This window comes from Streptomyces sp. SDT5-1 (genome assembly GCF_052245995.1).
Classification (GTDB): Bacteria; Actinomycetota; Actinomycetes; order Streptomycetales; family Streptomycetaceae; genus Streptomyces.
On sequence record NZ_CM125963.1, the window covers coordinates 1,201,260 to 1,226,895 of the forward strand.

The 25,636-nt window shown below is 72.0% G+C and carries 25 protein-coding genes; 11 read left to right on the forward strand and 14 right to left on the reverse strand.

Annotated features, from left to right (window positions below; translation table 11 throughout):
- Nucleotides 1-6 precede the first annotated feature (6 nt).
- Genes ACTWJ8_RS05690 through ACTWJ8_RS05705 form a run of 4 tightly spaced genes read right to left on the reverse strand, consistent with a single transcriptional unit; the run spans nt 7 to nt 3,452 of the window.
- Nucleotides 7-1,512 carry an aldehyde dehydrogenase gene (locus ACTWJ8_RS05690; protein WP_443263153.1) on the reverse strand — a complete coding sequence of 502 codons (1,506 nt, stop codon included), beginning with the start codon at nt 1,510-1,512 and terminating at the stop codon, nt 7-9.
- Nucleotides 1,505-2,254 carry an alpha/beta fold hydrolase gene (locus ACTWJ8_RS05695; protein WP_443263154.1) on the reverse strand — a complete coding sequence of 250 codons (750 nt, stop codon included), beginning with the start codon at nt 2,252-2,254 and terminating at the stop codon, nt 1,505-1,507. The genes ACTWJ8_RS05690 and ACTWJ8_RS05695 overlap by 8 nt, the downstream gene beginning before the upstream one ends.
- 8 nt (nt 2,255-2,262) lie before the next feature.
- Complete coding sequence (locus ACTWJ8_RS05700; RefSeq protein WP_356381203.1) at nt 2,263-2,814, reverse strand: amino acid synthesis family protein; 552 nt, start codon at nt 2,812-2,814, stop codon at nt 2,263-2,265.
- Nucleotides 2,811-3,452 carry an amino acid synthesis family protein gene (locus tag ACTWJ8_RS05705; protein ID WP_356381206.1) on the reverse strand — a complete coding sequence of 214 codons (642 nt, stop codon included), beginning with the start codon at nt 3,450-3,452 and terminating at the stop codon, nt 2,811-2,813. The genes ACTWJ8_RS05700 and ACTWJ8_RS05705 overlap by 4 nt, the downstream gene beginning before the upstream one ends.
- A 204-nt stretch (nt 3,453-3,656) precedes the next feature.
- Here ACTWJ8_RS05705 and ACTWJ8_RS05710 point away from each other — a divergent pair, with 204 nt between their 5' ends.
- The 3 genes from ACTWJ8_RS05710 to ACTWJ8_RS05720 all read left to right on the forward strand — a co-directional run bounded on the left by ACTWJ8_RS05710 (nt 3,657) and on the right by ACTWJ8_RS05720 (nt 6,529).
- The gene (locus tag ACTWJ8_RS05710; RefSeq protein ID WP_356381209.1) at nt 3,657-4,586 is read left to right on the forward strand and encodes a flavin reductase; all 930 of its coding nucleotides are present in this window, start codon (nt 3,657-3,659) and stop codon (nt 4,584-4,586) included.
- Between the two features lie 31 nt (nt 4,587-4,617).
- The gene (locus tag ACTWJ8_RS05715) at nt 4,618-6,054 is read left to right on the forward strand and encodes a purine-cytosine permease family protein (RefSeq protein WP_443263155.1); all 1,437 of its coding nucleotides are present in this window, start codon (nt 4,618-4,620) and stop codon (nt 6,052-6,054) included.
- A gap of 100 nt (nt 6,055-6,154) precedes the next feature.
- Nucleotides 6,155-6,529, forward strand: coding sequence for a VOC family protein (locus ACTWJ8_RS05720; RefSeq protein ID WP_356381215.1), 375 nt, complete (start codon nt 6,155-6,157; stop codon nt 6,527-6,529).
- Between the two features lie 26 nt (nt 6,530-6,555).
- On the opposite strand, the gene ACTWJ8_RS05725 is transcribed toward ACTWJ8_RS05720, so the two are convergent.
- On the reverse strand, nt 6,556-7,161 hold the full coding sequence (locus tag ACTWJ8_RS05725) for a CatB-related O-acetyltransferase (protein WP_443264817.1): 606 nt from the start codon (nt 7,159-7,161) through the stop codon (nt 6,556-6,558).
- A 175-nt stretch (nt 7,162-7,336) separates the two neighbouring features.
- Here ACTWJ8_RS05725 and iolC point away from each other — a divergent pair, with 175 nt between their 5' ends.
- The 3 genes from iolC to ACTWJ8_RS05740 all read left to right on the forward strand — a co-directional run bounded on the left by iolC (nt 7,337) and on the right by ACTWJ8_RS05740 (nt 10,487).
- Nucleotides 7,337-8,290, forward strand: a complete 954-nt coding sequence (iolC, locus tag ACTWJ8_RS05730) for a 5-dehydro-2-deoxygluconokinase (protein ID WP_443263156.1) — start codon at nt 7,337-7,339, stop codon at nt 8,288-8,290.
- Nucleotides 8,280-9,314, forward strand: a complete 1,035-nt coding sequence (locus ACTWJ8_RS05735) for a Gfo/Idh/MocA family oxidoreductase (protein WP_443263157.1) — start codon at nt 8,280-8,282, stop codon at nt 9,312-9,314. Before iolC ends, ACTWJ8_RS05735 begins: the two co-directional genes overlap by 11 nt.
- 78 nt (nt 9,315-9,392) lie before the next feature.
- Nucleotides 9,393-10,487, forward strand: a complete 1,095-nt coding sequence (locus ACTWJ8_RS05740; protein WP_356381226.1) for a quaternary amine ABC transporter ATP-binding protein — start codon at nt 9,393-9,395, stop codon at nt 10,485-10,487.
- Here ACTWJ8_RS05740 and ACTWJ8_RS05745 read toward each other — a convergent pair.
- From ACTWJ8_RS05745 to ACTWJ8_RS05760, 4 genes are all read right to left on the reverse strand, one after another.
- Nucleotides 10,484-10,942 carry a MaoC family dehydratase gene (locus ACTWJ8_RS05745; RefSeq protein ID WP_443263158.1) on the reverse strand — a complete coding sequence of 153 codons (459 nt, stop codon included), beginning with the start codon at nt 10,940-10,942 and terminating at the stop codon, nt 10,484-10,486. The two genes, ACTWJ8_RS05740 and ACTWJ8_RS05745, sit on opposite strands and share 4 nt — an antisense overlap.
- A 32-nt stretch (nt 10,943-10,974) precedes the next feature.
- Entirely contained in the window at nt 10,975-12,318 is a 1,344-nt protein-coding gene (locus ACTWJ8_RS05750; RefSeq protein WP_443263159.1) for an MFS transporter, read from the reverse strand.
- Nucleotides 12,319-12,386: 68 nt separating this feature from the next.
- Nucleotides 12,387-13,613 carry an acetyl-CoA C-acetyltransferase gene (locus ACTWJ8_RS05755; protein ID WP_443263160.1) on the reverse strand — a complete coding sequence of 409 codons (1,227 nt, stop codon included), beginning with the start codon at nt 13,611-13,613 and terminating at the stop codon, nt 12,387-12,389.
- Nucleotides 13,614-13,716: 103 nt separating this feature from the next.
- Nucleotides 13,717-14,619, reverse strand: a complete 903-nt coding sequence (locus ACTWJ8_RS05760) for a LysR family transcriptional regulator (RefSeq protein ID WP_443263162.1) — start codon at nt 14,617-14,619, stop codon at nt 13,717-13,719.
- Between the two features lie 132 nt (nt 14,620-14,751).
- On the opposite strand from ACTWJ8_RS05760, the gene ACTWJ8_RS05765 reads away from it, so the two are divergent.
- The 3 genes from ACTWJ8_RS05765 to ACTWJ8_RS05775 are packed head-to-tail and all read left to right on the forward strand — an operon-like array spanning nt 14,752 to nt 18,045.
- Entirely contained in the window at nt 14,752-15,669 is a 918-nt protein-coding gene (locus ACTWJ8_RS05765; protein ID WP_443264818.1) for a CoA transferase subunit A, read from the forward strand.
- A 29-nt stretch (nt 15,670-15,698) separates the two neighbouring features.
- Entirely contained in the window at nt 15,699-16,475 is a 777-nt protein-coding gene (locus ACTWJ8_RS05770) for a CoA-transferase subunit beta (RefSeq protein ID WP_356381241.1), read from the forward strand.
- Nucleotides 16,476-16,533: 58 nt separating this feature from the next.
- The gene (locus ACTWJ8_RS05775; RefSeq protein ID WP_443263163.1) at nt 16,534-18,045 is read left to right on the forward strand and encodes a 3-hydroxyacyl-CoA dehydrogenase; all 1,512 of its coding nucleotides are present in this window, start codon (nt 16,534-16,536) and stop codon (nt 18,043-18,045) included.
- A gap of 2 nt (nt 18,046-18,047) precedes the next feature.
- Here ACTWJ8_RS05775 and manD read toward each other — a convergent pair whose 3' ends face one another.
- The 4 genes from manD to ACTWJ8_RS05795 all read right to left on the reverse strand — a co-directional run bounded on the left by manD (nt 18,048) and on the right by ACTWJ8_RS05795 (nt 23,282).
- Nucleotides 18,048-19,265, reverse strand: a complete 1,218-nt coding sequence (gene manD / locus ACTWJ8_RS05780) for a D-mannonate dehydratase ManD (protein ID WP_443263164.1) — start codon at nt 19,263-19,265, stop codon at nt 18,048-18,050.
- A 40-nt stretch (nt 19,266-19,305) separates the two neighbouring features.
- On the reverse strand, nt 19,306-20,811 hold the full coding sequence (locus tag ACTWJ8_RS05785) for a mannitol dehydrogenase family protein (protein ID WP_443263166.1): 1,506 nt from the start codon (nt 20,809-20,811) through the stop codon (nt 19,306-19,308).
- Complete coding sequence (locus ACTWJ8_RS05790) at nt 20,808-21,857, reverse strand: NAD(P)-dependent alcohol dehydrogenase (protein WP_443263167.1); 1,050 nt, start codon at nt 21,855-21,857, stop codon at nt 20,808-20,810. The genes ACTWJ8_RS05785 and ACTWJ8_RS05790 overlap by 4 nt, the downstream gene beginning before the upstream one ends.
- 69 nt (nt 21,858-21,926) lie before the next feature.
- On the reverse strand, nt 21,927-23,282 hold the full coding sequence (locus ACTWJ8_RS05795; RefSeq protein ID WP_443263168.1) for an MFS transporter: 1,356 nt from the start codon (nt 23,280-23,282) through the stop codon (nt 21,927-21,929).
- A 108-nt stretch (nt 23,283-23,390) separates the two neighbouring features.
- On the opposite strand from ACTWJ8_RS05795, the gene ACTWJ8_RS05800 reads away from it, so the two are divergent.
- On the forward strand, nt 23,391-24,164 hold the full coding sequence (locus ACTWJ8_RS05800; protein WP_443263169.1) for a GntR family transcriptional regulator: 774 nt from the start codon (nt 23,391-23,393) through the stop codon (nt 24,162-24,164).
- A 4-nt stretch (nt 24,165-24,168) separates the two neighbouring features.
- On the opposite strand, the gene ACTWJ8_RS05805 is transcribed toward ACTWJ8_RS05800, so the two are convergent.
- A complete protein-coding gene (locus ACTWJ8_RS05805; RefSeq protein ID WP_443263170.1) occupies nt 24,169-24,744 on the reverse strand; it encodes a TetR/AcrR family transcriptional regulator in 576 nt (191 codons plus the stop codon).
- A 125-nt stretch (nt 24,745-24,869) separates the two neighbouring features.
- On the opposite strand from ACTWJ8_RS05805, the gene ACTWJ8_RS05810 reads away from it, so the two are divergent.
- Nucleotides 24,870-25,613, forward strand: a complete 744-nt coding sequence (locus ACTWJ8_RS05810; protein WP_443263171.1) for an SDR family oxidoreductase — start codon at nt 24,870-24,872, stop codon at nt 25,611-25,613.
- Nucleotides 25,614-25,636: the final 23 nt, after the last annotated feature.

The following is a 25,636-nucleotide window of genomic DNA, read 5'->3' on the forward strand; positions in this document are numbered from 1 at the left end:
CGGGCGTCAGCTCCGCATCGTGAACGGGTCGGCCACGGGCTCCTCGCTCGTGTTGATCCATACGCTCTTGAGGCGGGTGTACTCCTTGATGGTCTCGGTGCCGTGCTCGACGCCGACGCCGCTGGCCTTGAAGCCCTGGCGCGGGGACATCGGGGACATGGCCCGGTAGGTGTTGACCCACACGGTGCCCGCGTCGAGGCGGTCGGCGATCCGGTGGGCGCGGGACAGGTTCGTGGTCCAGATGCCGGCGGCGAGGCCGTAGTCGGTGTCGTTGGCGAGGGCCACGACCTCGTCCTCGGTGTCGAACGGCATGATCGCGACGACCGGGCCGAAGATCTCCTCGCGCACCACGCGCATGCCGTTGTGGACGTCGACCAGGACGGTCGGCTCGTAGAAGCAGCCACCCGTGCCGCCGTCGGTGGCGGCGCCGCCGGTCAGCACCCGGGCACCCTCCTCGCGGCCGAGTTCGACGTACGCGGCGACCTTGTCGCGCTGCGCCTCGAAGGCGAGCGGGCCGAGTTCGGTGGCCTCGTCGAGGGGGTCGCCGATGCGGATGGACTTGGCGCGCTCGCAGACCCGCTCCAGCAGTTCGTCGTAGACGGAGCGGTGGGCGAAGACGCGGCTGCCCGCGATGCAGGTCTGGCCCGCCGCGGCGAAGACACCGGCGATGACTCCCATGGCGGCGTTGGCGACGTTCGCGTCCTCGAAGACGATCTGCGGGGACTTGCCGCCGAGTTCGAGGGTGGTGCCGATGAAGCGGCCCGCGGCCGTGGTGGCGATCCGCGATCCGGTGGCCGTGGAACCGGTGAAGGAGATCTTGGCGAGTCCTTCGTGGTCGACGAGGGCCTGCCCCGCCTCGGCGCCGTAGCCGGTGACGACGTTGACGACGCCGGGCGGGAACCCGGCCTCCAGGGCGAGTTCGGCGAGGCGGAGGCCGGTCGCTGAGGTGTACTCGGAGGGCTTGACGACGACGGTGTTGCCCGCGCACAGGGCGGGGGCGAGCTTGCTGGTGGTCAGGGTCAGCGGCGAGTTCCACGGGGTGATCGCGCCGACGACGCCGAGCGGTTCGCGGGCCGTGTAGTTGAGGACGGCGCGGTCGGAGGTGGGGATCGTCTCGCCGTGGATCTTGTCGGCGAGGCCCGCGTAGTAGTGGAAGTACTCGGGCAGCGTGGCGAGTTGGCCGCGCATCTCGCGCAGCAGCTTGCCGTTGTCCCGGGACTCCATGAGGGCGAGTTCCTCGGCGTTCTCGGCGATCAGCTCGCCGAGGCGGCGCAGCAGGTGGCCCCGCCTGGTCTGGCTGAGGTCGCGCCAGGTCGGGTCCTCGAAGGCGGCGCGGGCCGCCTTCACCGCCTTGTCGACGTCGGCGGCGGTGCCGCGGGCCGCGCGGTAGAGGACGCGTCCCGTGGCCGGGTCGGTGCTCTCGAAGTACTCGCCCGCGGCCGGCTCGACCCAGCGGCCGCCGATGAAGTGCTGCCACGTGGTGCGGCCCGTGGAAGCCGTGGGGTCAGACATGTGCGATCTCTCCGGTGGCTGTGCTCTCTTCGACAAATCGGGTGAGGGTGTCGGCGAACGCCGCCGGTCGCTCCACCGGCAGCATGTGCCGCGCGCCGGGCACGACCACCGCCCGGCAGTCGGGCAGCGCCGCCGCCAGCCGGTGTGTCATCTCCGGCGTGGACCCGGGGTCGTCCTCCCCGGTCACGGCGAGCGTCGGCACGGTGATGTCACCGAGGTGCGGCCCGAGTTCGGCGTCGGCTTGTGCGAACACCCGGTAGCAGCCGAGGAAGGAGCCGACGTCGTTGGCGGCGAGGGTGGCCCGCGTCCGCTCGACGGTCTCCCGCCGCACGGCGGTGCCCGCGTACCAGCGCTCGATGGATGCCTCGGTGCTCGCCGCGAAGTCCCGCTCGGCGGTGCGCAGCCGGGCCCGGACGGCCGCCCGCTCGTCGGGGGTGCGGCGGCACACGGAGCTGGCGAAGGTGAGTGTCCGGGTCAACTCGGGGCGGTGCAGGGCGAGGTGCTGGGCGACGAGCGCGCCGAGCGAGAACCCGACGACGTGCGAGCCCGCCGGGATGTGCTCCGCGACCCCGTCGGCCAGCTCCGCGAGGGTGATGTCGCCGCGCACGGGCGGCCGGGCGCCGTGTCCCGGCAGGTCGGGCGCGAGGACGGTGAACCGGTCGGCGAGCAGGGCGGTGACGGGCTCCCACATGGTGCGGTCGAGGCCGACGCCGTGCAGCAGTACGAGGGGCGGCTTGTCCATGGCGGTGCCTACTGCTCGGTGGCGAGCGGGGCGAGGCGGGCCTGCGGGCGTCCCTGCGCGGCGGCGGCGAGCCCGACGACGATCTCGTCGGCGCGCGGACCGTCGGGGACGCGTACCTCGATGCTCTGGTGGTGGGAGCGGATGGTGGCGTCGGTGATGTGCTTGAGCGGGATGTCGAAGACACCTCCGGCGACCGCGCGCTTCTCCACGGCGGGCAGCAGCGTGGTGGCGTTCGCCGCCTTGCGGAAGTGGTCGCCGAACTTGAGCGTGTGGATCAGGGCGCTGCCGTGCTCCACCTCACCGTCGAGGCCGACGATCGCGGCCTTGCCGTACGCCTCGACGGGCGCGCCGAGCGCCTCGACGACGCGGGGCGCGAGCAGCTCGCCGAGCCGGGGTGCCACCTCGTCGATGCCGGGCAGCAGGTCGTCGACGAAGCCCTGGCCGGCCCACGGGTTCTCGATCACGGCGAGCACGACGGCGGTGCGGGCCACGGATTCGACGGGGCGGCCGCCCTCGGCGTGGACGTCTTCGACGTAGGTCAGGATCTTGCGGAGGTTCATCGGGCGGTCTCCAAGTCGGCGAGGCGGACCACGGGGTCCTGGCGGCGGTCTCCGATACGGGCGTTGGGGCGGGGCCCCGACGAGGCGGCGGCCACCACGACGATCTCGTCGGGGCGTGGCGCGTCCGGCACCCGGATCTGCACGGTCTGGTAGTGGGAGCGGGTGGCGGCGGCGGTCTTGTGCCACACCGGGACGGTCAGCGGTTCGCCGGCCGCGAGCCGGTCGTCGCTGAACACGATGATCGAGGTGCCCTCGGTCAGCTCCCGCAGCACGTTGCCGAAGTACGGGGTGTGAATCAAGGCCCCGCCGTGCTCGATCTCGCCGTCGAGGCCGACGACGGCGGCCTTGCCGAACGCCTCGACGTGCTCCACGCCGCCCAGCGTCTCGATCAGCCGGTCGGTGAGGAGCCTGCCGATTCCGGGGGCGATGTCCTCCACCTCCGGCTGGAGGTCGGCCACGAATCCGCGCCCGGCCCAGGGGTTCTCGATCACGGCGGCCGCAGCGACCCGTCGTACGGGGATGGCGACCGGTCGGCCGAGCTCCAGGAGGACTTCGTCCACCACGGTGACGACCTTGCGCAGTCGGCCTCTTGAGGGCGCGGCCCACGAGTGGTGGCCCGCTGAAGGTTGCTGTGCCATGGCAGTGACACTAAAAGTCGCCCCGAGGGCCGTCAAGGGTCATCCGCAAATACGCGCCCCTGACCTAGGCATACACAAAGAAGCGCCTAGAAGGGCAAGGAATTCCGTCCGAACCATTGACACGGCGGATGGCCGATTCCTACGGTCCTCTGCCATACAACAGATCTGCCATGCAAGAGCCGCAGATCCGAGCGAGGAGCCGCCATGTCACTCACTCTGGAACACGCCACCGACCGGCCCGCCCGCCTCCGCGCCGCCTGGGACGCGGCCTGGAACCGGGGCGAGGTGGACGCCCTGGACACCGTCCTGAGCCCCGGATACGTACGCCGCCGCGGCCCCGCGGGCAACGCCCAGGACCGGGCCGGGTTCAAGGAGAGCATCAGCGCCGTGCGCGCCGCGTTCCCCGACCTGCACACCGAGATCGAGGACCTCGTCGAGGACGGGGACCGGCTCGCGATCCGCTGGCGCAGCACCGGCCGGCACACCGACACCTTCCTCGGTGTGCCGCCCACCGGCCGCCCCGTCGAGGTGTCGGGAGCCACCTTCGCCCGCTTCGACGGGGACACCGTGGCCGAGGAGTCGGTCACCTTCGACTCCCGGCAGCTCCTGGAGGCGCTGGGCATCATCACGACGGCGCACGAGGCAGCCGTCGACGCCGACCTGGTCAAGGGCGTGCACCGCAAGTTCATCACCGGTGTCACCGTGGTGACCACGGACGACGGCGGCACCCCCAAGGGGCTCGCCGTGAACGCGTTCTCCAGCATCTCGCTGGATCCGCCGATGGTCCTGGTGTGCGTCCAGCGCAGCTCCTCGACACACCCCGCGCTGCACCGGGCCACCCACATCGGCATCAACATCCTCGCCGCCGACCAGCTCGACGTGGCGAAGGTGTTCGCGAGCAAGGGCACCGACAAGTTCGCCGCCCTCGACTGGGCGCCCGGCGAGCACGGCGCGCCGCTGCTCGACGGGTCCGCCGCCCAGCTGGAGGTGGAGATCGGCGAGCGCCTGGAGGCCGGCAGCCACACCGTGTTCACCGGCCGCGTGGTCTTCGCCCGGCACGAGGAGCGCGCCCCGCTCGTCTACAGCGGCGGCGGCTTCTTCGACATCTCCGCCACGGCCCCGCTGCCGTGGTGACACCCCTCTCCCCCGATCCCCGGAGCACGCCATGACCCAGGCCTCCCAGGAACCCGTGTACGGCAGCTCGGTCACCAAGGTCGAACCGTTCGGCGTCGACCACATCCCGGACAGTGAGCGGCACGGGAAACCCAGTTCCCAGTTCTTCGTGTGGTTCGCGGCGGGGCTGAACTTCCCCGTCATCCTGCTCGGCTTCAGCGCCGCCTGGTTCGGCCTGAGCTTCCCCGTCGCCGTCGGCGCGATCGTCGTCGGCGCCGCGGTGGGCTCCGCGCTGATGGCCGTGATGTCCCGGATGGGCGTACGGCTCGGTGTGCCGCAGCAGATCCAGGCGCGCGGGCCGCTCGGCTTCTTCGGCAACTTCGTGCCGGTCGCCTACATCAACGTGTTCTCCGGTGTGGGCTGGGCCGCGGTCACCGTCATCCTCGGCGGCAAGGCGTTCGCCGAGCTGAGCCATCTGCCGTTCTGGCTGTGCGCGCTGCTGCTCACCCTGGTCGAGCTCGTCGTGGCCATCTTCGGCTACAACATGATCAATTTCCTTCAGCGGGCGCTGACGTACGTCCTCACCCCGCTGTTCGTGCTGATCACGGTCGTGGCGGTGGCCCGCGGCGGCACCCTCTTCGAGGCGAATCCGCACGCGGAGGGCTATGTCGGCGCGGCCGGCGGCTCGATCACGCTCGGCGGCTGGTTCCTCGCGTTCCTGGTGGCGTGGGCGCCGTTCGCCTCCGACTACTCGCGCTATCTGCCGGACACGGCGCAGGTCGTCCGGCAGACCACCTGGTACACGGGGCTCGGCAACTTCCTCACCATCGCCTGGCTCGGCATCCTCGGCGTCGTGGTCGGCGCGTCCGCGTCCAGCTCGGACACGATCACCGCGCTGCATCAGCTGATGGGCCCGTTCGCGGTCCCGGCCCTCGTCGCCGTCGGCCTGTCGGCGCTCGCGCAGAACTTCCTCAACGTCTACGGCGGCGCGATCTCCGTCCAGACCCTCAAGATCCCCGTCACCCGTACCCAGGCGGTGGCCGGCATCTGCGCCCTCGCCTACGCGATCAGCCTGTGGGGCGCCTCCGGCACGGAGGACAAGTTCAAGGTCTTCCTCAACCTGACCGCGTACTTCATCGCGCCGTTCGCCGCCGTGCTCCTCATCGACTTCTACCTGGGCGGGCGCGGCGACCCGCGCAGGATCGCCGAGCTGTACGACCGGACCAGGATCGTCGACTGGGGCCTGGTGGCGTGGGCGGCGGGCGTCGCGGGATCCGTGCCGTTCTGGGTGTCCGACCTCTACACCGGTGCCTTCGCGGCGGCCCACCCGGGCGCGGGCGACCTGAGCATGCTCGTCGCCGCGGGCGTCGCGGTCGTCGTGTACCTCTTCACGTACCGTCTGAAGCCCCTGTGGCGCCGGGAGGTGGCCACCGAGGACGGGGCGGGCCAACTCGCCGAGCGCACACCGGACTTGATCGGTCGCGGCTGATCGTGACGCCACCGCGGCGGGTGTGTCCGTCGCGGTGGCGGGTACGACACTTCCCGTGCAGGATGTCGCGGAAGCGACCGATGAGCGAGGAGTGTCCGAAGTGATTCGAAAGTTGCAGGCCGTGGCCCTGGACTGCGCCGACCCGGTCCGGCTCGCCGAGTTCTACGCGGAGCTGCTCGGCGGCCGGGTGGAGGTGGACCCCGACGACCCCGACTGGGTCGACGTGGTCGGCTTCGAGGGCACCCCCCTGGCCTGCCAGCGGGTCGACGGGTACCGGCCCCCGCAGTGGCCGGGCCAGGAGCATCCGCAGCAGCTGCACCTCGACTTCGACGTGGACGACCTGGAAGCGGACGAGAAGCGGGTCCTGGACCTCGGCGCCACCCTCCTGGAACGCACGGACCAGCTCCACCCCGGCACCAACTGGCGCGTCTACGCGGACCCGGCCGGCCACCCGTTCTGCCTCTGCCTGCATTGATCGGCGCGGGTCGCCCGGCCGCCGCCTCACGTGGTCGGCGCGACCCGCTCCAACGCGTCGACGCTCCCTGCCATGACCTCGCGCAGATGCGCGGTGAGATGCTCCAACGGCCAGTCCCACCACGCCACTTCGAGCAGTCGATCGACGTCGGCATCGCTGTACCTGCGCCGGATCAGCCGCGCCGGGTTCCCGCCCACGATCCCGTAGTCGGGCACGTCGTCGACGACGACCGCCCCGGAGGCGATGACCGCGCCGTGCCCGATGCGGACGCCCGGCATCACCGTCGCCCGGTACCCGAACCACACGTCGTGCCCGACAACGGTGTCACCACGGCCGGGCAGACCGGTGATGAGGTCGAAGTGCTCGCTCCAGTCACCGCCCATGATCGGGAAGGGGAACGTGGAAGGGCCGTCCATCCGGTGGTTGGCGCCGTTCATGATGAACCGCACCCCCTCCCCCAGCGCACAGAACTTCCCGATGACCAGCCGCTCGGGACCGTAGTGGTACAGCACGTTGCGGGTCTCGAACGCGGTCGGGTCGTCCGGGTCGTCGTAGTAGGAGAACTCACCGACCTCGATGAGCGGTGACGTCACCAGCGGCTTGAGCAGCACCACCCGCTCCTGCTCGGGCATCGGGTGCAGCACGGTCGGATCGGCGGGAACGTTCGCGGGCACCGAGCGGCCTCATTCCTGGGGCTCCGGTGGGCGCCCATGCGGCCGACCACCCATTGACAGGACATTTGAACAAGGACGATCGTACTCGGGCCGGAGCGCGCCAGAAGGTCGGAGCGAAGGGACGCCAGCCGAGATGCCGTTGGATGTGTTGACCATGGGCCGCGTGGGGGTGGACGTGTATCCGCTCCAGACGGGTGTCGGGCTCGCGGAGGTGTCGTCGTTCGGGAAGTACCTGGGTGGCAGCCCGACGAACGTGGCGGTCGCCGCGGCCCGCTACGGACGGCGCAGCGCCGTGATCACGAAGACCGGCGACGATCCCTTCGGTGTGTTCGTGCGAACGGCGTTGGAAGGGTACGGAGTTGATGCCTCGTATGTCGGGACGTCGGATGTCGCGCCGACCCCGGTGACGTTCTGCGAGATCTTTCCGCCGGACGACTTCCCGCTCTATTTCTACCGGCTGCCGAAGGCGCCTGATCTGGACATCCGGCCCGACGAGCTCGACCTCGACGCGGTGGTGGGCGCCTCCGTGTTCTGGATGACCGGTACCGGACTGTGCGAGGAGCCCTCGCGGGCGGCGACGCTCGCGGCGCTCCAGCACCGGGCCGAGCGGGGCACGACGGTGTTCGACCTGGACTGGCGGCCCATGTTCTGGTCGGACCCGGCGCAGGCCCGCGTGTACTACCGGGAGGCGCTCGCCCACACCACCGTCGCGGTCGGCAACCTCGACGAGTGCGAGGTCGCGACCGGCGAACGCGAACCGTACGCGGCGGCGAACGCGCTGCTGGCGGCGGGAGTCGAGCTGGCCGTCGTGAAACAGGGCCCCAAGGGCGTGCTCGCCATGGACCGCGAGGGCGCGGTCGCCGAGCTGCCGCCCGTCCCGGTGGACGTGGTGAACGGCCTCGGCGCGGGCGACGCGTTCGGCGGCGCGCTCTGCCATGGCCTCCTGTCCGGGTGGGACGTGACACGCACAGTGGCGTTCGCGAATGCCGCAGGGGCCCTGGTGGCGGGCCGTCTCGCCTGCTCGGACGCGATGCCCACGGCCCCCGAGGTCGAGGCCAAGCTGCGGGAGGTGCGCGATGCCGGCTGATCGGCGGACTGTACGGATCGGTGTCATCGGCGCCGGCTGGATCGGCCGGGAGCACATCCGACGGCTCACCGACGTGGTCGTGGGCGCCCGGGTGACCGCCGTGACCGACATCGACGCGGAGCGCGCGGCGGAGGCGGCCCGGTACCCCGGCGCGGCCGTGCACCCCGACGGCGCCTCGCTGATCGCCTCCCCCGACGTGGATGCCGTTGTGGTCACCTCGTCGGGCCCGAGCCACGCCGAGCACGTCCTGACCGCGATCGCCACGGGCAAGCCGGTGTTCTGCGAGAAGCCGCTCGCCACCACGGCCGCGGACTGCCTCAAGATCGTCGAGGCGGAACGGGCGCACGGGCGACGGCTCGTCCAGGTCGGCTTTATGCGCCGCTTCGACCTGGGATATCGGCAGATGAAGGAGGTCATCGACGCGGGCCGGATCGGCACGCCCCTGATGGTGCACTGCGCGCACCGCAACGCGTCGTCCGCACCCGCGTACACCTCCGACATGGCCGCCCTCGACACCGCCGTGCACGAGATCGACGTACTGCGCTGGCTCCTGGCCGACGAGATCGTCTCCGCCCAGGTCATCCTGCCGCGCCCGACGACGAAGAAGCCGGCGCACCTCGTCGACCCCCAGTTCATGCTGTTCGAGACGGCGAAGGGGGTCCGCGTCGACCTGGAGGTCTTCGTCAACTGCCGCTACGGCTACGACATCCAGTGCGAGGCCGTCGGCGAGGACGGGCTCGTCCGGCTGCCTGACCCGGCGGCGGTCGGCGTGCGCACCGCGGGCGCGCACAGCACGGCCGTGCTGCCGGACTGGACGGGCCGCTTCGCGGACGCCTTCGACACCGAGTTCCGCGAGTGGGTCGCGGGCCTGCGGGCGGGCCACGCGTCCACCGGGCCCTCGGCGTGGGACGGCTACGCGGCCACCGTCATCACCGGCGCCGCCGTCGAGTCCCGCGCCACGGGCCGGGTGGTCACCACCGACATCCCGCGGCGTCCCGACTTCTACGACGCGTTTGCCGGGTAGCACGCGGGGCAGGTGCATCGGCCGACGAACATCGCTCGACGCGGAGACTCTGCGCAGGCCGAAGAGATCGGGGTTCATGTGTCAGTCAGGCTCGAGGCCCAGCACCTGTACAAGGTGTTCGGCAGGCGACAGGAAGAGGCGGTGGACCGGCTCCGCCAGGGCGCCGACCGCGAGGAACTGCGGTCCGAAGGGACCACAGCGGGCGTGATCGACGCCTCGTTCGAGGTGGAGACCGGGAAGATCTTCGTCGTCATGGGCCTGTCGGGCTCGGGCAAGTCGACGTTGCTGCGCATGCTGAACGGTCTTTCGGAGCCGACGGCCGGGCAGGTGCGGTTCGACGGCGACGATCTGACGGCGCTGCCCGCGAAGGAGCTGCGGGACGTCCGCTCCCACAAGATCAGCATGGTGTTCCAGCACTTCGCGCTGTTCCCGCACCGCAGCGTGCTGGAGAACGCGGCGTACGGTCTCGCGGTGCAGGGCGTGCCGCGCGCCGAGCGCGAGCGGCGGGCCACGGAGGCCCTCGAACTGACCGGCCTCAAGGGCTGGGAGGCGTCCTTCCCCGACGAGCTGTCGGGCGGCATGCAGCAGCGCGTGGGCCTCGCCCGCGCCCTCGCCACGGACGCCGAACTGCTCCTGATGGACGAGTCGTTCAGCGCCCTCGACCCGCTGATCCGGCGTGACATGCAGGACCAGCTGCTGGTGCTGCAGCGGAAGCTCAAGAAGACCATCGTCTTCATCACGCACGACCTGAACGAGGCCATGCGCCTGGGCGACCGCATCGCCGTCATGCGCGACGGCCGCATCGTGCAGAACGGCACCCCGGAGGACATCCTGATCCGCCCGGCGGACGACTACGTCGCCAACTTCATCCAGGACGTGGACCGTTCGCGCGTGCTCACCGCCGGCGCCATCATGGAGTCCTCCGAGACGCTGCGCACCACCACGGCCGGTCCTGGGCCCACCGACACCGAACTGCTCGCGCGGGCCAGCGCCCGGGTCTCCCCCGACACCCCGCTCGCCGACCTGTTCGCCCCGTGCGCGGCGCGCGCCGCCGAGCCGGTCGCCGTCGTCGAGGACGAGGTGCTGGTCGGCGTGGTGAGCCAGCGGCGGCTGCTCGCCGTGCTCGGTGAGGCCGCGAACCCCGCGGCCCCACCGGAGGCGGCCACCGCCTAGGGGTAGAAGTGCGTGAGGGACTCCGCCACGCACGCGGGCTTCTCGGAGCCCTCCAGCTCGAACGTGAACGCCCGTGTCATCTGCACCCCGCCCCGCGCGACCTCCTTCACCTCGGCGACGGAGGCGTGCAGGCGGACTCGGCTGCCGACGGGCACCGGCGCCGGGTAACGCACCCGGTTCACGCCGTAGTTGAGGGCGCGGCCCACGCCCTCGACCCGGAGCAGCTCGGCGAACATCGGGATGCCCCAGCTCAGCACCATGTAGCCGTGCGCGATGGTGCGCCCGTACGGTCCCGACGCGGCGCGCTCGACGTCGGTGTGGATCCACTGGTGGTCCCCGGAGACATGGGCGTACGCGTCGATGAGCTCCTGGGTGATCTCCTTCCACTCGGAGCGCCCGAGGTCGCGCCCGGCGAGGGCGAGGATCTCCGGGATGCCGTGCACGGTCAGGGGCATGGGGTGGGGCTCCGTTCGTCGTTCTCTTCGGGTCAGGCGGACGCCGCGACCGCGCGCGGCGCGGGCTCCGGGTCGGCCGCGAGCTCGTCGTGGTTGGGGCGCTTGAGCAGGAGCAGCATGCAGCCGAGGGTGAGCGCGACCTGGAACAGGGCGTAGGCGATGACCGCGGTGATGGAGCCCGTCTTGTTGAGCAGGAACTGGCCGACGATCGGGGTCGTGCCGCCGAGGAGCGTGCCGCACAGCTGGTAGCACAGGGAGATGCCGGTGTAGCGCAGGTGGGCGGGGAAACGGCTGGCGAGCATGCCGGCGAGCGCCGCGTAGTACAGGCAGTGCGGGATGGTGGCGACGGCGACGCCGAGCATCGCGAGGCCGTAGTTGTTGGTGCCGATGAGGACGAACATGACCGGCAGCAGCACCAGTTCGGGCACCAGCATGACGGTGACCGCTCGCGCCCAGCTCTTCATCTTCGTGGCGAGGACGGCACCGAAGGGCTGGACGAGGACCTGCGTGATGTTCGCGACGAGGATGATCGTGAGGAACGAGCTGCGGTCGAAGTCGAGCGAGGTGGTCGCCCAGGACAGGGCGAACGTCGACTTGAAGTACGTGGCGGACAGGCCGATGGTGCAGGCGCCGATGCCGAGGGCGATCAGGCCGGGGTGGCTGCGCAGCACCTCGGTCAGCGGCAGCTTGGCGACTTCCTTCTTCTCGATGAGCTTGGCCATGGCCGGGGACTCGGCGACCTTGAGGCGGACGAGCAGGCCCACGAGGACGAGGACGGCGGAGGCGAGGAACGGGATGCGCCAGCCCCAGGACACGAAGGCGTCGTCGGGCAGCCGGCTGATGGCGAGGAAGCTGAGGGTGGCGAGGGTGTTGCCGACGGGCGAGCCCTGCTGGGCGAACGCCCCGTACAGCACCGACTTGCCCTTGGGTGCGCTCTCGGAGGCGATGAGGACGGAGCCGCCCCACTCGCCGCCGAGGCCGATGCCCTGGATCATGCGGATGCACACCAGGAGGACCGGCGCGGCGACGCCGATGGACGAGTAGCCGGGCAGCAGGCCGATCGCGGTCGTGGACAGGCCCATCATCAGGAGGGTGATGACGAGGGTCTTCTTGCGGCCGAGGCGGTCGCCGAAGTGGCCGAAGACGATGCCGCCGAGCGGGCGGGCGAGGAAGCCGACCCAGAAGGTCGCGAAGGCGACCAACGTGCCGATGGCGCCGTCGAGTTCGGGGAAGAACACCTTGTCGAAGGCGAGCGCGGCCGCGGTGCCGTAGATGTAGAAGTCGAACCACTCGATGGTGGAGCCGACGAAGGCGCCGAATCCTGCTCTGTTGGCGGCTCTGGTCTCCGCGCGCGAGGTGGCGGTGGACGCACTCATGGGTCGCTCCGTGAACGTCGTTGATCAAGCGGATGGGGACGAGTGGGGGGGTGTGGTGCGGGGAGTTGTCAGGCGGCGACGCGCTCGAAGACCGCGGCGAGGCCCTGGCCGCCGCCGATGCACATGGTCTCCAGGGCGTAGCAGGCCTCACTGCGCCGCATCTCGTGGGCGAGCGTGGCGAGGATGCGGGCGCCGGTGGCGCCGACGGGGTGGCCGAGGGAGACACCGGAGCCGTTGACGTTGACGCGCTGCTCGTGGTCCTTCTCGCCGAGGCCCAACTCGCGGGTGCAGGCGAGGACTTGCGCGGCGAACGCCTCGTTGAGCTCGATCAGGTCGAGGTCGGCGAGGGTGAGCCCGGCGCGCTCCAGGGCGGCGCGGGTGGCGGGTACGGGGCCGATGCCCATGGTGGCGGCGGGGACGCCGGCGCGGGCGAAGGAGACGAGGCGGACCAGCGGGGTGAGGCCGAGGCGCTCGGCGGTGGCGGCGCTGGTGACGAGGCAGGCGGCGGCCGCGTCGTTCTGGCCGCTGGCGTTGCCCGCGGTGACGGTGGCCTCGGGGTCGGCCTTGGCCATGATGGGCCGCAGCTTGGCGAGTTGCTCGGCGGTGGTGTCGGGGCGCGGGTGCTCGTCGACGCTCACGACGGTGTCGCCCTTGCGGCCGCGTACGGTGACGGGCACGGTCTCCGCGTCGAAGCGGCCCTCCTGCATCGCGCGGGCGGCGCGCTGTTGGGAGCGCAGGGCGAGCGCGTCCTGGTCGGCGCGGCTGATGCCGTACTCGCGGCGCAGGTTCTCGGCCGTCTCGATCATGCCGCCGGGCACGGGGTGGTGGACGCCGCCCGCGGTCACCCGGCCGCGCGCGAGGGAGTCGTGGAGCTGGAGCCCCGGGCCCTTGATGCCCCAGCGGCCTTCGTGCGTGTAGTACGGGGCGGCGCTCATCACGTCGACGCCGCCCGCGATGACGACGTCGCTGAAGCCCGCGCGGATCTGCATGGCGGCGTCGAGCACGGCCTGCAGTCCGGAGCCGCAGCGCCGGTCGACCTGGGAGCCGGTGACGGTCTCGGGGAGCCCGGCGTCCAGGGCGGCGACGCGGCCGATGGCGGGGGCCTCGGAGCTGGGGTAGGCGTGCCCGAGGATCACCTCGTCGACGCGGTCGGGGTCGATGCCGGTGCGGGCGACGACCTCGGCGACGACGCGGGCCGCGAGCGCCGCGGGGGTCTGCCCTGCGAGGGCGCCGCCGAAGCGTCCGATGGGGGTGCGGAGCGGTTCGCAGATGACGACATCGGCCTGTTCGGGCACGGCGGAACACCTTTCGGGCGGCTCAGGGGGTGAGGCGACCATCGCACCCCACCGCTGAGTCGGTCCAATACCAAGTTTTCAGCGGATCAAGACGCGAGCCGTCTCAATCGCGGCTCTCCGGCGTCGGCAGTGCCTCCTCGCACACCGCGAGCACGGCCCGCAGCGCCGCAGAGGGGTTGTCGGTCCGCCAGGCCAGGGCCGCCTGCCGCCGGATGGTCGGGCCGGCGAGCGGCCGGTAGACGAGCCCGGTCTGCTGGATGTGGCGCACCGACGACACCGTGAGCGTGACCCCGACACCCGCCGCGACCAGCGCGAGGATCGTGTACGAGTCGGGGGCCTCCTGCACCACGCGCGGGTTGAAGCCGGAGGCCTCGCAGGTCTCGACCATGGCGTCGCGGACCGTGGACCCGGCGTTCGCGGGGAAGGAGACGAAGGGCTCGTCGGCGAGGATGCCGATGGGGATCTCGTCGAGCCCGGCGAGGTGGTGGTCGGAGGGCAGCGCGCACAGCAGCTCCTCCTCGTCGATGACCCGGTGCGCGACGCCCGGCTGGGTCACGGGGAGACGGACGAAGCCGAGGTCGAGGGTGCCGTCGGCGACCCGGTCGAGGGCCACGTTCGCGTACGTCTGGCCCTTCATGACCAGCTCGATGGCCGGGTGCGCGGCCCGCACCGCACGCGTCAGGCGGGGCAGCGTCTCGTGGCTGGACGCGCCGGCGAACCCGATGGTGACCCGGCCGAACTCGCCGCGCCCCGCCGCCTTCGCGGCCCGCACCGCCGTGTCGAGATCGGCGAGCACGGTCCGTACGGGTTCGAGGAAGGACTCCCCCGCGCTGGTGAGCCGCACGGAGCGGGTGTTGCGCTCGAAGAGCTGGACGCCGAGCTCCTTCTCCAGCTGCCTGATCTGCTGGCTGAGCGGCGGCTGGGCCATCTGGAGCCGCTTGGCGGCCCGGCCGAAGTGCAGCTCCTCGGCGACGGCGGTGAACGCGGTGAGATGACGCAGCTCCACGAGCCCCGCCCCCATTCATTAATCAGAGGTCTTGATCCGACCTTAATTTGGTATTGGACGGCAATCAATGGGCGCTGACACGGTAGGGCGACCACTACGCACTCACGGAGGAGCACCGTGTCACCAAAGGTCATGTCGATGAAGGAGGCCGTCGCCGCCTTCGTGCACGACGGCGCCACCGTCAGCATCGAGGGCTTCACCCATCTCGTCCCGACCGCCGCGGGGCACGAGATCATCCGGCAGGGCCGCAGGGACCTCACGGTGGTCCGGATGACGGCGGACATCGTCGTCGACCAGATGATCGCCGGAGGGTGTGTCTCCCGCCTGGTCTCCTCCTTCGTCGGCAACTCCTCCGCCGGTTCGCTCGGTGAGCTGCGCCGCCGCATCGAGAAGGCCGACCCTGCGCCGCTCGCCTTCGAGGAGTACAGCCACTACGGCATGATCTGCCGCTATCTGGCGGGCGCCCAGCGCCTGCCGTTCTACCCGCTGCGCAGCTACGGCGGCAGCGACCTGCCGGGCATCAACGACGCGCTGCGCAAGGTGACTTCGCCCTACCCCGGCCCGGACGGCGAGCCCGAGCAGATCTACGTCGTGCCGCCCGTGAACCCGGACGTCACGATCATCCACGCGCAGCGCGCCGACCGGCTGGGCAACACCCAGATCTGGGGCCTCACCGGCATCCAGGCCGAGGCGGTGTACGCGGCGAAGAAAGCGATCGTCGTCGTCGAGGAGCTCGTCGAGGACGACGTGGTCCGCTCGGACCCCAACCGCACGCTGGTGCCCGCGCACGCCGTGGACGCCGTCGTGGTGTGCCCGCGCGGCGCGCACCCCTCGTTCGCGCAGGGCTACTACGACCGGGACAACGCCTTCTACCGCGCCTGGTCGGGCATCAGCAAGGACCCCGAGCGGCTCCAGGAGTGGCTCGCCGAGTGGGTGTACGGGACGGCCGACCACGCCGAGTACGTCGCCAAGCAGGGCGCGGAGTTCTGGGAGGGGCTCGCGGTCGGCGAGGCCCTGAGCGAACCGGTGAACTACGGACGGCGACTGTGAGCGCGACACACGAGAGGGAACTGACCACCATGACTGCCACCGCACCCGACACGGTCACCTCGTCGGAGCTGCTCTCCGTCGTCGCCTCCCGCGAACTGGCCGCGCGCCGCACGGTGTTCGCCGGCATCGGCCTGCCCACGCTCGCCACCGAACTGGCCCACCTGACGGTCGCCCCGCAGATCGAGGTGGTCTACGAGTCCGGGGTGTGCGGCGCGCACCCCTCGCACCTTCCGGAGACCATCGCCGACGCCGTCCTCATCACGGGCGCGGAGGCGGTCCTCTCGATGCCGACCCTGTTCGGCAGCGTCCTCCAGGGCGGGCACATCGACGTGGGCTTCCTCGGCGCCGCGCAGATCGACCGCTGGGGCAACCTCAACACCTCCGTCATCGGCGACTGGGACAGCCCGCAGGTACGCCTTCCCGGCTCCGGCGGCGGCATCGAGGTGATGGCCAACTCGCGGGAGGTGTTCGTCGTGATGCGCCGCCACAACCCGCGCTCGTTCACCGAAACCCTCGACTTCTGCACGACGCCGGGCCCCGACCGGGCGCTCGCCGAGGGCATCAGGCCGCTCGGCGTCGGTGTCACCCGTGTCATCACCGAGCTGGGCATCCTGTCCCGCGAGGGCATCGGCCAGGAGCTGCGGCTGACCGCCGTGCACCCCGGTGTCACCGTCGAGCAGGTCAGGGCGGCGACGGGCTGGGACCTGAAGGTGGCCGACCGCGTCGAGACCGTGGAGCCGCCGAGCGCGGCCGAGCTGCGGCTGCTGCGCGAGGACGTCGACCCCGGCCGCGTCTACCTCCGCTGACCCGCCCTCGTACACCCTTCTGCGAGAGACACCCCTCCTACGAAAGGTTCCCTCTGTCATGCGCATCAGGATCGTCGGCGCCGGAGCCATGGGGCGCGGCATCGCCCAGTGGGCGGCGAGCGCCGGACACACCGTCGAGCTGGGCGACGTACGCACGGAGGCGGTGCGGGAGGCCGTCGACTTCGTGCGGTCGATGCTGGACCGCGCGGTGGCCAAGGACCGGATGAGCGCGGAGGACAGCGCGGCGGCCGTGGCGCGGCTCGTCCCGCTGGACGATCCGTGGGCGCCGGGCCCCGACGTCGAGCTGGTCGTCGAGGCGGTGCGCGAGGACCTGGACACCAAGGCGGAGGTGTTCGGCAGGCTCGCCCAGGTGCTGCCCGCCTCCACCGTCTTCGCCACCAACACGTCCTCGCTGTCGGTGACGCGGATCGCCGCGACGCTCGACGACCCGTCGCGCCTCGCGGGCCTGCACTTCTTCAACCCCGTGCCGCTGATGAGGATCGTCGAGGTGGTGCCGGGCGCCGCCACGCGCCCGGAGATCCCGGCGGCGCTCACGGAGCTGGTCGAGGGCTGCGGGCACCGCGCCGTCACGGTCTCCGACACCCCGGGCTTCCTCGTCAACCACGCGGGGCGCGGCCTGGTGACGGAGGCGCTCGCACTCCTGGAGGAGTCGGTGGCGCGGCCCGTCGACATCGACCGGATCGCCCGTGACGTCCTGGGCCTGCGGATGGGCCCGTTCGAGCTGATGGACCTCACCGGGCTCGATGTCACGGCGGCGGTCATCGACTCGATCTGGCAGGGCTTCCGCCACGAGCCCCGGCTGCGCCCCTCGTACCTGACACCGAACCGGGTCGCGGCGGGCCTGCACGGCCGCAAGACCGGGCAGGGCTGGTACGCGTACGGACCCGAGGTCGAGGACACCGTCGAGGAGCCGGTGACCGGTGACGCGGACCGTGCGGTGCACGTGCCGGGCGACGGCGCGGACGCGCGGGCGCTGCGCGAGGCATTGACGGCGGCGGGTGCCCGCGTGCGGGACGACCTCTCCCCCGAGGCCGTCGTCCTCGTGCCGGTGTGGGGCACGAGCGTGGCCGACGCCGTGGCCGGCCAAGGGCTTCCCGCCGCACGCACCTTCGGCGTGGACCCGCTGTCCCTCGCGGGCGGCCGACGGGTGCTCTCAGTGACCCCGGCGGCCGATCCGGCGGCGGCCCGCGACGCCCGCGCGGTGCTCGCCCGCGCCGACCGTGCCGTGACCCTCGTACGGGACACCGCGGGTTCGGTGGCGCAGCGCCTCCTGGCGTCCGTGGTGTCGGTCGCCGCGTCGATCGCCGAGCGGTCCCTCGCGACGCCCGCCGACATCGACCTGGCGGTGACGCTCGGCCTCGGCTACCCCGTGGGCCCGCTGGCCTGGGGCGACCGGATCGGCGCCGCCCGTCTGCTGGAGCTGCAGCGGGCGCTGCACACCACGACGGGCGACCCCCGGTACCGGCCGACCCGCTGGGTCGCGGAACGGGCCGCGCTCGGCCTGCCGTTGACCGCTGCGGGGACGTCACCGGAGGACTGCGCCGGCTGACCTCACCAGTCGTGCACGGCCCCGTCCCGCAGCCGGTTCACCGGCAGGTACCTGCGCTCGTACGGGAACCGCTCGGCGGCCTTCTCGTCGAACTCGACGCCGATGCCGGGGCGGTCGCCCGGATGCATGAGGCCGTCCTCGAAGGTCCAGGACGTCCGGAACACCTCCTCGTAGCCGGGGAGGTGGGCCATGTACTCCTGCATGCCGAAGTTCGGGATCGTCAGGTCGAGGTGGAGCGCGGCGGCGAACGACGCCGGGGAGAGGTCACCGGCGCCGTGCGAGCCCGACCGCACCCCGTACAGCTCCGCGAGGGAGAAGATGCGGCGCAGGTGGGTGATGCCGCCGGCGTGCGACACGGAGGCGCGGACGTAGTCGATCAGGCGGTTGGTGATCAGGTGCTGGCAGTCCCAGATCGAGTTGAAGATCTCGCCGACCGCGAGCGGCGTCGTGGTGTGCTGCCGGATCAGGCGGAAGGCCTCCTGGTCCTCGGCCGGGGTCGGGTCCTCGATCCAGAACAGCCGGTACGGTTCGAGGGACCTGCCGAACCGCCCGGCCTCGATGGGGCTGAGGCGGTGGTGGACGTCGTGCAGCAGGTGGAAGTCGTAGCCGAACTCCTCGCGGACGGCGGCCATGTACCGCGGCACGAAGTCGAGGTACGCGCCGGTGTCCCAGACCTCCTCGGTCGGCAGCGAGCCGTCGGCGGGCTCGTAGGTGTCCCCGCCGCCCTTGCGCATGCCGTAGACCCGCTCCAGGCCCGGCACCGCCGCCTGGGCGCGGACGGCGCGGAAGCCCTTGTCGCGGAACCGGCGCACGTCGTCGAGGAGTTCGGGGATCGTGTTGCCGCTGGCGTGGCCGTAGACGGTGACACCGTCGCGGGCCGCGCCGCCGAGCAGCTGGTAGACGGGCAGGTTCGCGACCTTGCCCTTGATGTCCCACAGGGCGACGTCGACGGCGGCGATGGCGGTCATGGTGACCGGGCCGCGCCGCCAGTAGGCACCCTTGTAGAGGTACTGCCACAGGTGCTCGATGCGGGCCGGGTCCTGGCCGATGAGCGTCGGGCAGACGTGGTCGCGCAGGTAGGAGGCGACCGCCAGCTCCCGGCCGTTGAGGGTGGCGTCGCCGATGCCGGTGACACCGTCGGACGTGGTGATCTTCAGGGTGACGTAGTTGCGGCCGGGGCAGGTGACGAAGACCTCGGCGGAGGCGATGGTGGAGGGCATGCGGTGCCGTTCTCCTTGGTGTGCGTCGTCGGATGGTGTGTCAGGCGCGGGCGGCCCGCAGCGCGGCCTCGGCGCCGTGCGCGTCCAGGATCCGGGCGGACTCGGCGACCGCGGCGGCGAACTCGGCGTGCTGTGCCACCTGTTGGGGCACCAGACCGCCTTCCGCGAGGAGCAGCCGGACTTTCGCCTCGGGTCCTGCCGCCCGTGACACCAGGTCGGTGAGCCGGGTGCGGGCGCCGTCGCGCACCGCGCCCAGGGCCCGCTCGTCGTACGCGCCGTCGACGGTCAGGACCCGTGCGTACGCGGCGAGGCCGAGCGCCAGCACGCGCGGCACGCGCCCGGCGGCCAGCGACTCGGCCAGGGGCCCCGCCCAGCGCACCGGGATCTTCAGGGAGCCGTCGGAGCCGACCTGCGCGGTGCGGTGGCCGAGCGCCGGATTGGCGAAGCGGTCGAGGAGTTGACCGATGTACGCGGCGCCGGCCAGGCCGTCGGGTTCGCGGACGGTCGGCAGGATCTCCTCCCGCATCGCGAACTCGACCGTGCCGCCGAGGAGTTCGTCGGTCACGGCCGCGTCGATGGAGCGGTGGCCGCGCAGCAGTCCGAGGTAGGCGAGCAGCGAGTGCGCGCCGTTGAGGAGGCGCAGCTTCATCAGCTCGTACGGCGCGACGTCCTTGGTGAACACGGCGCCCGCGTGCTCCCAGGCGGGCCGCCCGGCGCGGAAGTCGTCCTCCATCACCCACAGCTTGTACGGCTCGGCAGGCACTGGCACGGTGTCGCGGACGCCGAACGCGCGGGCCGTCAGCGCGCGGTGCTCGTCGGTGGTGGCGGGGGCGATGCGGTCGACCATGCCGTTCGGCGTCGACACCGAGGCGTCGAGGTACGCCTGGAGGTCGTCGCGCTCCCCGGCGGGCAGCGCGGCGGTGAACTCCCCCAGCAGGGCGCGCAGGCGGTTCCCGTTCTCCATGAGGTTGTCGCAGCTCAGGACGGTGACAGGTGGTGCGCCCGCACGCAGGCGGCGTTGCAGACCGCGCGCGATCAGGCCGATGGCGGTGCGCGGGGCGCCGCCCGCGAGGTCGGCGCGGACCAGCGGGTCGTCGAGGTCGAGGCGGCCGTCCGCGCCGAACGTGTAGCCCTTCTCCGTGACCGTGAGGGACACGATGCGAGTGGTGGCACTGCCGATGAGGTCGACCACCTCCGCGCCCTGCCCGTCGGCGACGAGCCCCCGGTGGTGCACGCCGGGCACTCCCGCGGCGACGGCGCCGTCGCGGTGCAGGGTGAGCACGGTGTAGAGGCCGTCCTGCGCGGCCATGCCCTCGATCACCGGCCGGGGCCCGGCGCCCGGCGTGGTGGACACACCGGTGATGCCCCACGGGCCCTCGGTGTGCCGCAGCGCGTCGGCCGTGTACACCGCCTGGTGGGCGCGGTGGAAGTTGCCGAGGCCGAGGTGGACGATGCCCGCCTCGGGGGTGGGCGGCGGAAGGCGCAGGCCCGGGACGGGCAGCGCGCCACGGGTCAGGCGCGGCAGCGCGCGGTGCTGCGCGCTCACGCGTCCGCCCCGCCGGGCGTGACGAGCACCTTGAGCTGGGTGCGGTCGGTGAGCGCGGTGCGCAGCGCCTCGTCGGCCCGCTCCAGCGGGAACTCGGCGGTGACCAGCCCGTCGAGGCGGACGCGGCCCGCTCCTGCCAGCCGTACGGCCGCGGCGAAGTCCCCTGCGGCGTACCGGAAGGAGGTGAGCAGGGTCAGTTCCTGGCGCTGCATCCAGGCCAGTGGCAGTTCGGTGTCCGGGTGGACCGGGTTGCCGACGACGACGGCGGTGCCGCCGGGGCGCAGCGCGCGGATGCCGGAGACGAGGGCGGGGCCCACGCCGGAGCAGTCCAGGACGGTGTCGTACCCCTCGGGGGCGGCGAGGGCGTGCGCCCGCGCCGGGTCGGGGGTGAGCGCGGCGGCGTCGACGCTCGCCAGGCCGAGCCGCTGCGCGAACTCCCGCCGGGCGGGCGCCACGTCGGACACGGTGACCGTGGCTCCGCAGGCGGCGGCGACCTGCGCGACGAGCACGCCGATGGGCCCCGCGCCGGTGACCAGGACCCGCTGCCCCGGCTCGACGGCCGCGCGGCGCACGGCGTGCACGGCGACCGCGAGGGGTTCGACGAGCGCGCCCAGCTTCACGTCCATGCCGTCGGGCAGCGGGTGCACGAAGTCCCGTGGTACGGCGACGAGTTCGGTGAGCGCGCCGTCGGTGGGAGGCGAGCCGAAGCAGGTTCCTTGCGGGCAGAGGTTGTAGCGGCCGGCGCGGCACAGGGCGCAGCGTCCGCAGGGGTGGGCGGGTTCGATGGCGACAGGTGTGCCGGCGGGCAGGCCGTCCGCGTCGCCGACGGTGTGGCCCGCGGGTTCGTGGCCGAGGACGGTCGGCCGCCGCAGCACGTTGGGACCGTTCTCGCCGTGCTCGTAGTAGTGCAGGTCGGAGCCGCACAGGCCGACGGCGCGGACGGCGACGAGGACCTCGTCCGCGCCCGGCTGGGGCACCGGACGGTCCTCCACGCGCAGATCCTTGGGGCCGTGCAGCACGGCGGCGCGGTGCGTGGTGGTGGCCACGGGGTCACCCTTTCTCTCGTGTCGACCGTACGGGCATGTCGTTCGTACGGACGGTGTGTCGGCAGGTTCTCAGGCGCGCACCGGCAGCGGTTCGACGCGCTTGATGACGAACGCGTAGGTCAGGGCGCCGACGACGGACAGGCCTCCGGAGACCAGCAGCGGCACCAGGTACGAGCCACCGCCCGCCGCGAGCAGGAAGCCGGTGACGATCGGGCCGAGGAACCCGGCGACGTTCGACGCGAAGTTCTGGATGCCGGCGAGGGAGGCGACATGTCCCGCCGTGGGCGCGACGTCGGCGGGCAGCGAGGCGACGGACGCGGTGGCGAAGGTCAGCGAGGCGTAGCTCAGGGAGAGCAGCGCGAGCGCCCCCGAGGCGGTCGGGACGACCACGGCGAGCGCGATGACCGAGGAGCACAGCGTGCCGGAGATCAGGCACGTCTTGCGGACCTTGGTGGTGGACCAGCCCTTGCGGAGCAGCCGGTCCGCGGTGAAGCCGCCGAGCAGCGAGCCGAGGATGGCGACGAGTCCGGGGACCGTGCCGAAGAAGCCCAGGGAGAGCAGGTCGAAGCCGCGCTCGTCGACGAGGTAGCTGGGGAACCACGTGATGAAGAAGTAGATGACGTAGTTCAGGCAGAAGAAGCCGAGCATCATGCCCCAGACCGTCCGGTACCGGAACAGGTCCCGCCAGCGCACCTTGGGCGCGTCCGCCGCCTCGGCGGGCGTCTCTTCGACGCGGGCGCCGCCGGCCTCGATGTAGGCGCGCTCCTCGTCGCTGAGCTTCGGGTGGTCGGCGGGCTCGTGGTAGAGCCGCCACCAGCCGATGATCCACAGGAATCCGAGCAGTCCGCAGGCGATGAACGCGACCCGCCAGTGGAAGGCGGAGACCAGCGCCGTGACCAGCGGCAGGGCGATGGCGGTGCCGACGCGCGCGCCGTTGTCCCACACGCTGTTGGCGAGGGTGCGCTCGTGCCGCGGGAACCAGCGCGAGACGGCCTTCGCGGGCGCCGGATAGCCGGCCGCCTCGCCCGCGCCGAGCAGCATCCGCGCCCCGACGAGCGAGCCCACGCCGCGCACCAGGCCCATGCCGACGGTGGCCACCGACCACCAGATCGCGCCGAGCGCGAAGACCCGCTTGACGCCGTACTTGTCGAGGAGCGCGCCCGCGGGCAGCTGGCAGATCGCGTACGTCAGGAAGAACGCGCTGAGGACGAAGCCCTGGGTCTCGGGACCGATGTGCAGGTCCTTGGACATGGTGGGCAGCGCGACGCTGAGGGTGGAGCGGTCGAGGTAGTTGACCGCGAGGCCGCCGAAGCAGAGCACGGCGATGCCCCAGCGGACGTTCTTGCCGCGGCCGCGCGGGCGGGGCGGCGGGGTGGTGCCGGACGGCTGCGTCACCTCGGTGCCGGTGACGGGGTGGCTGGTCATCGTTGACCTCCGGTCGGAAGCGGACCCGCCACTTTCTACCCGCGCCGGAGCTTACATACAAGGCTTGTATGTAAGAATTTCCGCAGCTGAGGTGAGAGGGTGAGCGGCATGCGGGACGAGCAGCGACGCAGCGGGCGGACGACACGGCACACGACGGCGGGCACGACGCCCCGGGAGTCCAACCGGGTGCGGGTGCACGCGCTGCTGCGCGCCCGCATCACGTCCCTCGAACTGCCGCCGGGCGCCCCGCTGTCGGAGAACGAGCTGGCCGCCGAGCTCGATGTGAGCCGCACCCCGGTGCGCGAGGCGCTGATCCTGCTCGGCGAGGAGTCGCTGGTCGACATCTTCCCGAAGCTCGGCACGTTCGTGTCCCGGATCAGCGTCGACGCCGTCCTCGAGGCCCAGTTCATGCGGGAGGCGCTCGAACTGGCCGCGCTGCGGGAGGCCGTGAAGCGGGCGAGCGACGAGGACGTCGCCGCGCTGCGCGCGATCCTCGACGCGCAGCGGGCCGCGCTCGACGCGGGGGACGACGACACGTTCTTCGAGGAGGACGAGGCGTTCCACCGCCGCCTGATGGAGACCAGCGGTCACCGTACGCTGTGGCGCACGGTCACCACGGCCAAGGCCCACCTCGACCGCGCCCGCCGGCTCAGCCTGCCGCTCCCCCACCGCATCGAGCACCTCATCGACGAGCACCGCCTCGTGGTCGACGCACTGGAGGAGCGCGACGCGGCCCGCGCCGAACAGGCCCTGCGCGGCCACCTCCAGACGGTCTTCGTCGACATCACCACGATCCGCGCGCAGCGCCCGGAGCTGTTCGTGGGCACCGACGAGCCGGAGGCCCCGGCGCGACCGCGCAGCCATCCGGGCCCGAGGGCCTGAACGCTCAGGCCGTACGCCGGAGTCCGTCCAGGGTGAGGTCGAGAAGCCGCTCGGCCTGCGCGCGCTGCTCGGGCCTCGCGGACGTCAGGGCGATGCCGGCGAGCGCCGCGAAGATGTCGCTCGTGGGGATGTCGGTGCGAATGACTCCGGCCTTCGTGCAGGCGCCCATCAACTCGGCGATGGACGCCTCGATCATGTCGCGGCTGTGCCCGTACGGATCGCCGCCCTCGGCCGCCATGGCGCGCAGCGCGTCGGCCATGCCGTGCTTTGCGGACGCGTAGTCCATGAAGCGGCGGGTCCATGCACGCAGGGCCTCGTATGGCGGATGCGTCGCGAGCAGGTCGGTGGCGGCCTCGCACAGCCGGGCCACCTCATTGCGGTAGGCCGCCTCGATCAGCGCCTCGCGGGTCGGGAAGTTGCGGTACAGGGTCGCGCTGCCGACGCCCGCGGCCCTGGCGATGTTCTCGAACGGCACGTCGAGGCCGTCCTCGGTGAACATCCGCACCGCGGCGGCCAGGATCCGCTCCCTGTTGCGCCGCGCGTCCGCCCTGAGCGGTCGCGCCGCCTCTCGGTCCGCCATCGCTCCCCCTTCCGCCCGTCTCCTGCGCGCTTGCCAAGTGGAGGATCCCCCACTTAGGGTCGCACGGTCCACTTAAGTGGGGGATCCCCCACTTGCCTCGCGTTGCTCCAGGGAAGGACCGCCCCATGTCGCACGTCCCGGGAATCGAGGGCAAGGTCGTCGCCGTCACCGGCGCCGGCAGCGGGATCGGTGAGGCCACGGCGCTGCTGCTCGCAGAGCGCGGGGCGCGGGTCGTCCTCGGGGCCCGCCGCACGGAGCGCCTGGCCGACCTGGCCGGACGCATCGAGGCGGCGGGCGGCCGGGCGGCGTGGCTCCGCACGGATGTGACGCGCCGCCAGGATGTCGCCGCCCTCGTCCAGTTGGCGCGCGAACGCTTCGGCCGGCTCGACGTTCTCGTCAGCAACGCCGGCATCGGACCGATCTCCCCTCTGGACGACCTCCGGGTCGACGACTGGGAGAACATGGTCGACGTCAACTTCAAGGGCGTCCTGTACGGGATCGCGGCCGCGCTGCCGGTCTTCCGCGAGCAGGGCACGGGCCACTTCGTCAACGTCGTCTCCACCGCCGGACTGCGCGTCGTCCCGAACCAGGCGGTGTACGCCGCCACCAAGAACGCCGTCCGCACCCTCTCCGAGGGCCTGCGCCAGGAGGCCGGTGACAGCCTGCGCGTCACGGTCGTCTCGCCGGGCGTCACGCGTACGGAGTTCGCGGACCACATCGCGCCGGAGGTGAAGGAGCAACTCGCCTCACGTCTGGGCGACATCGGCATCCCGCCGGACGCCATCGCCCGCGCCGTCGCCTACGCCATCGAGCAGCCCTCCGACATCGACGTGGGTGACATCGTCGTGCGCCCCACGGCACAGGGGTAGCCGGACCGACCTCCTGTTACCGT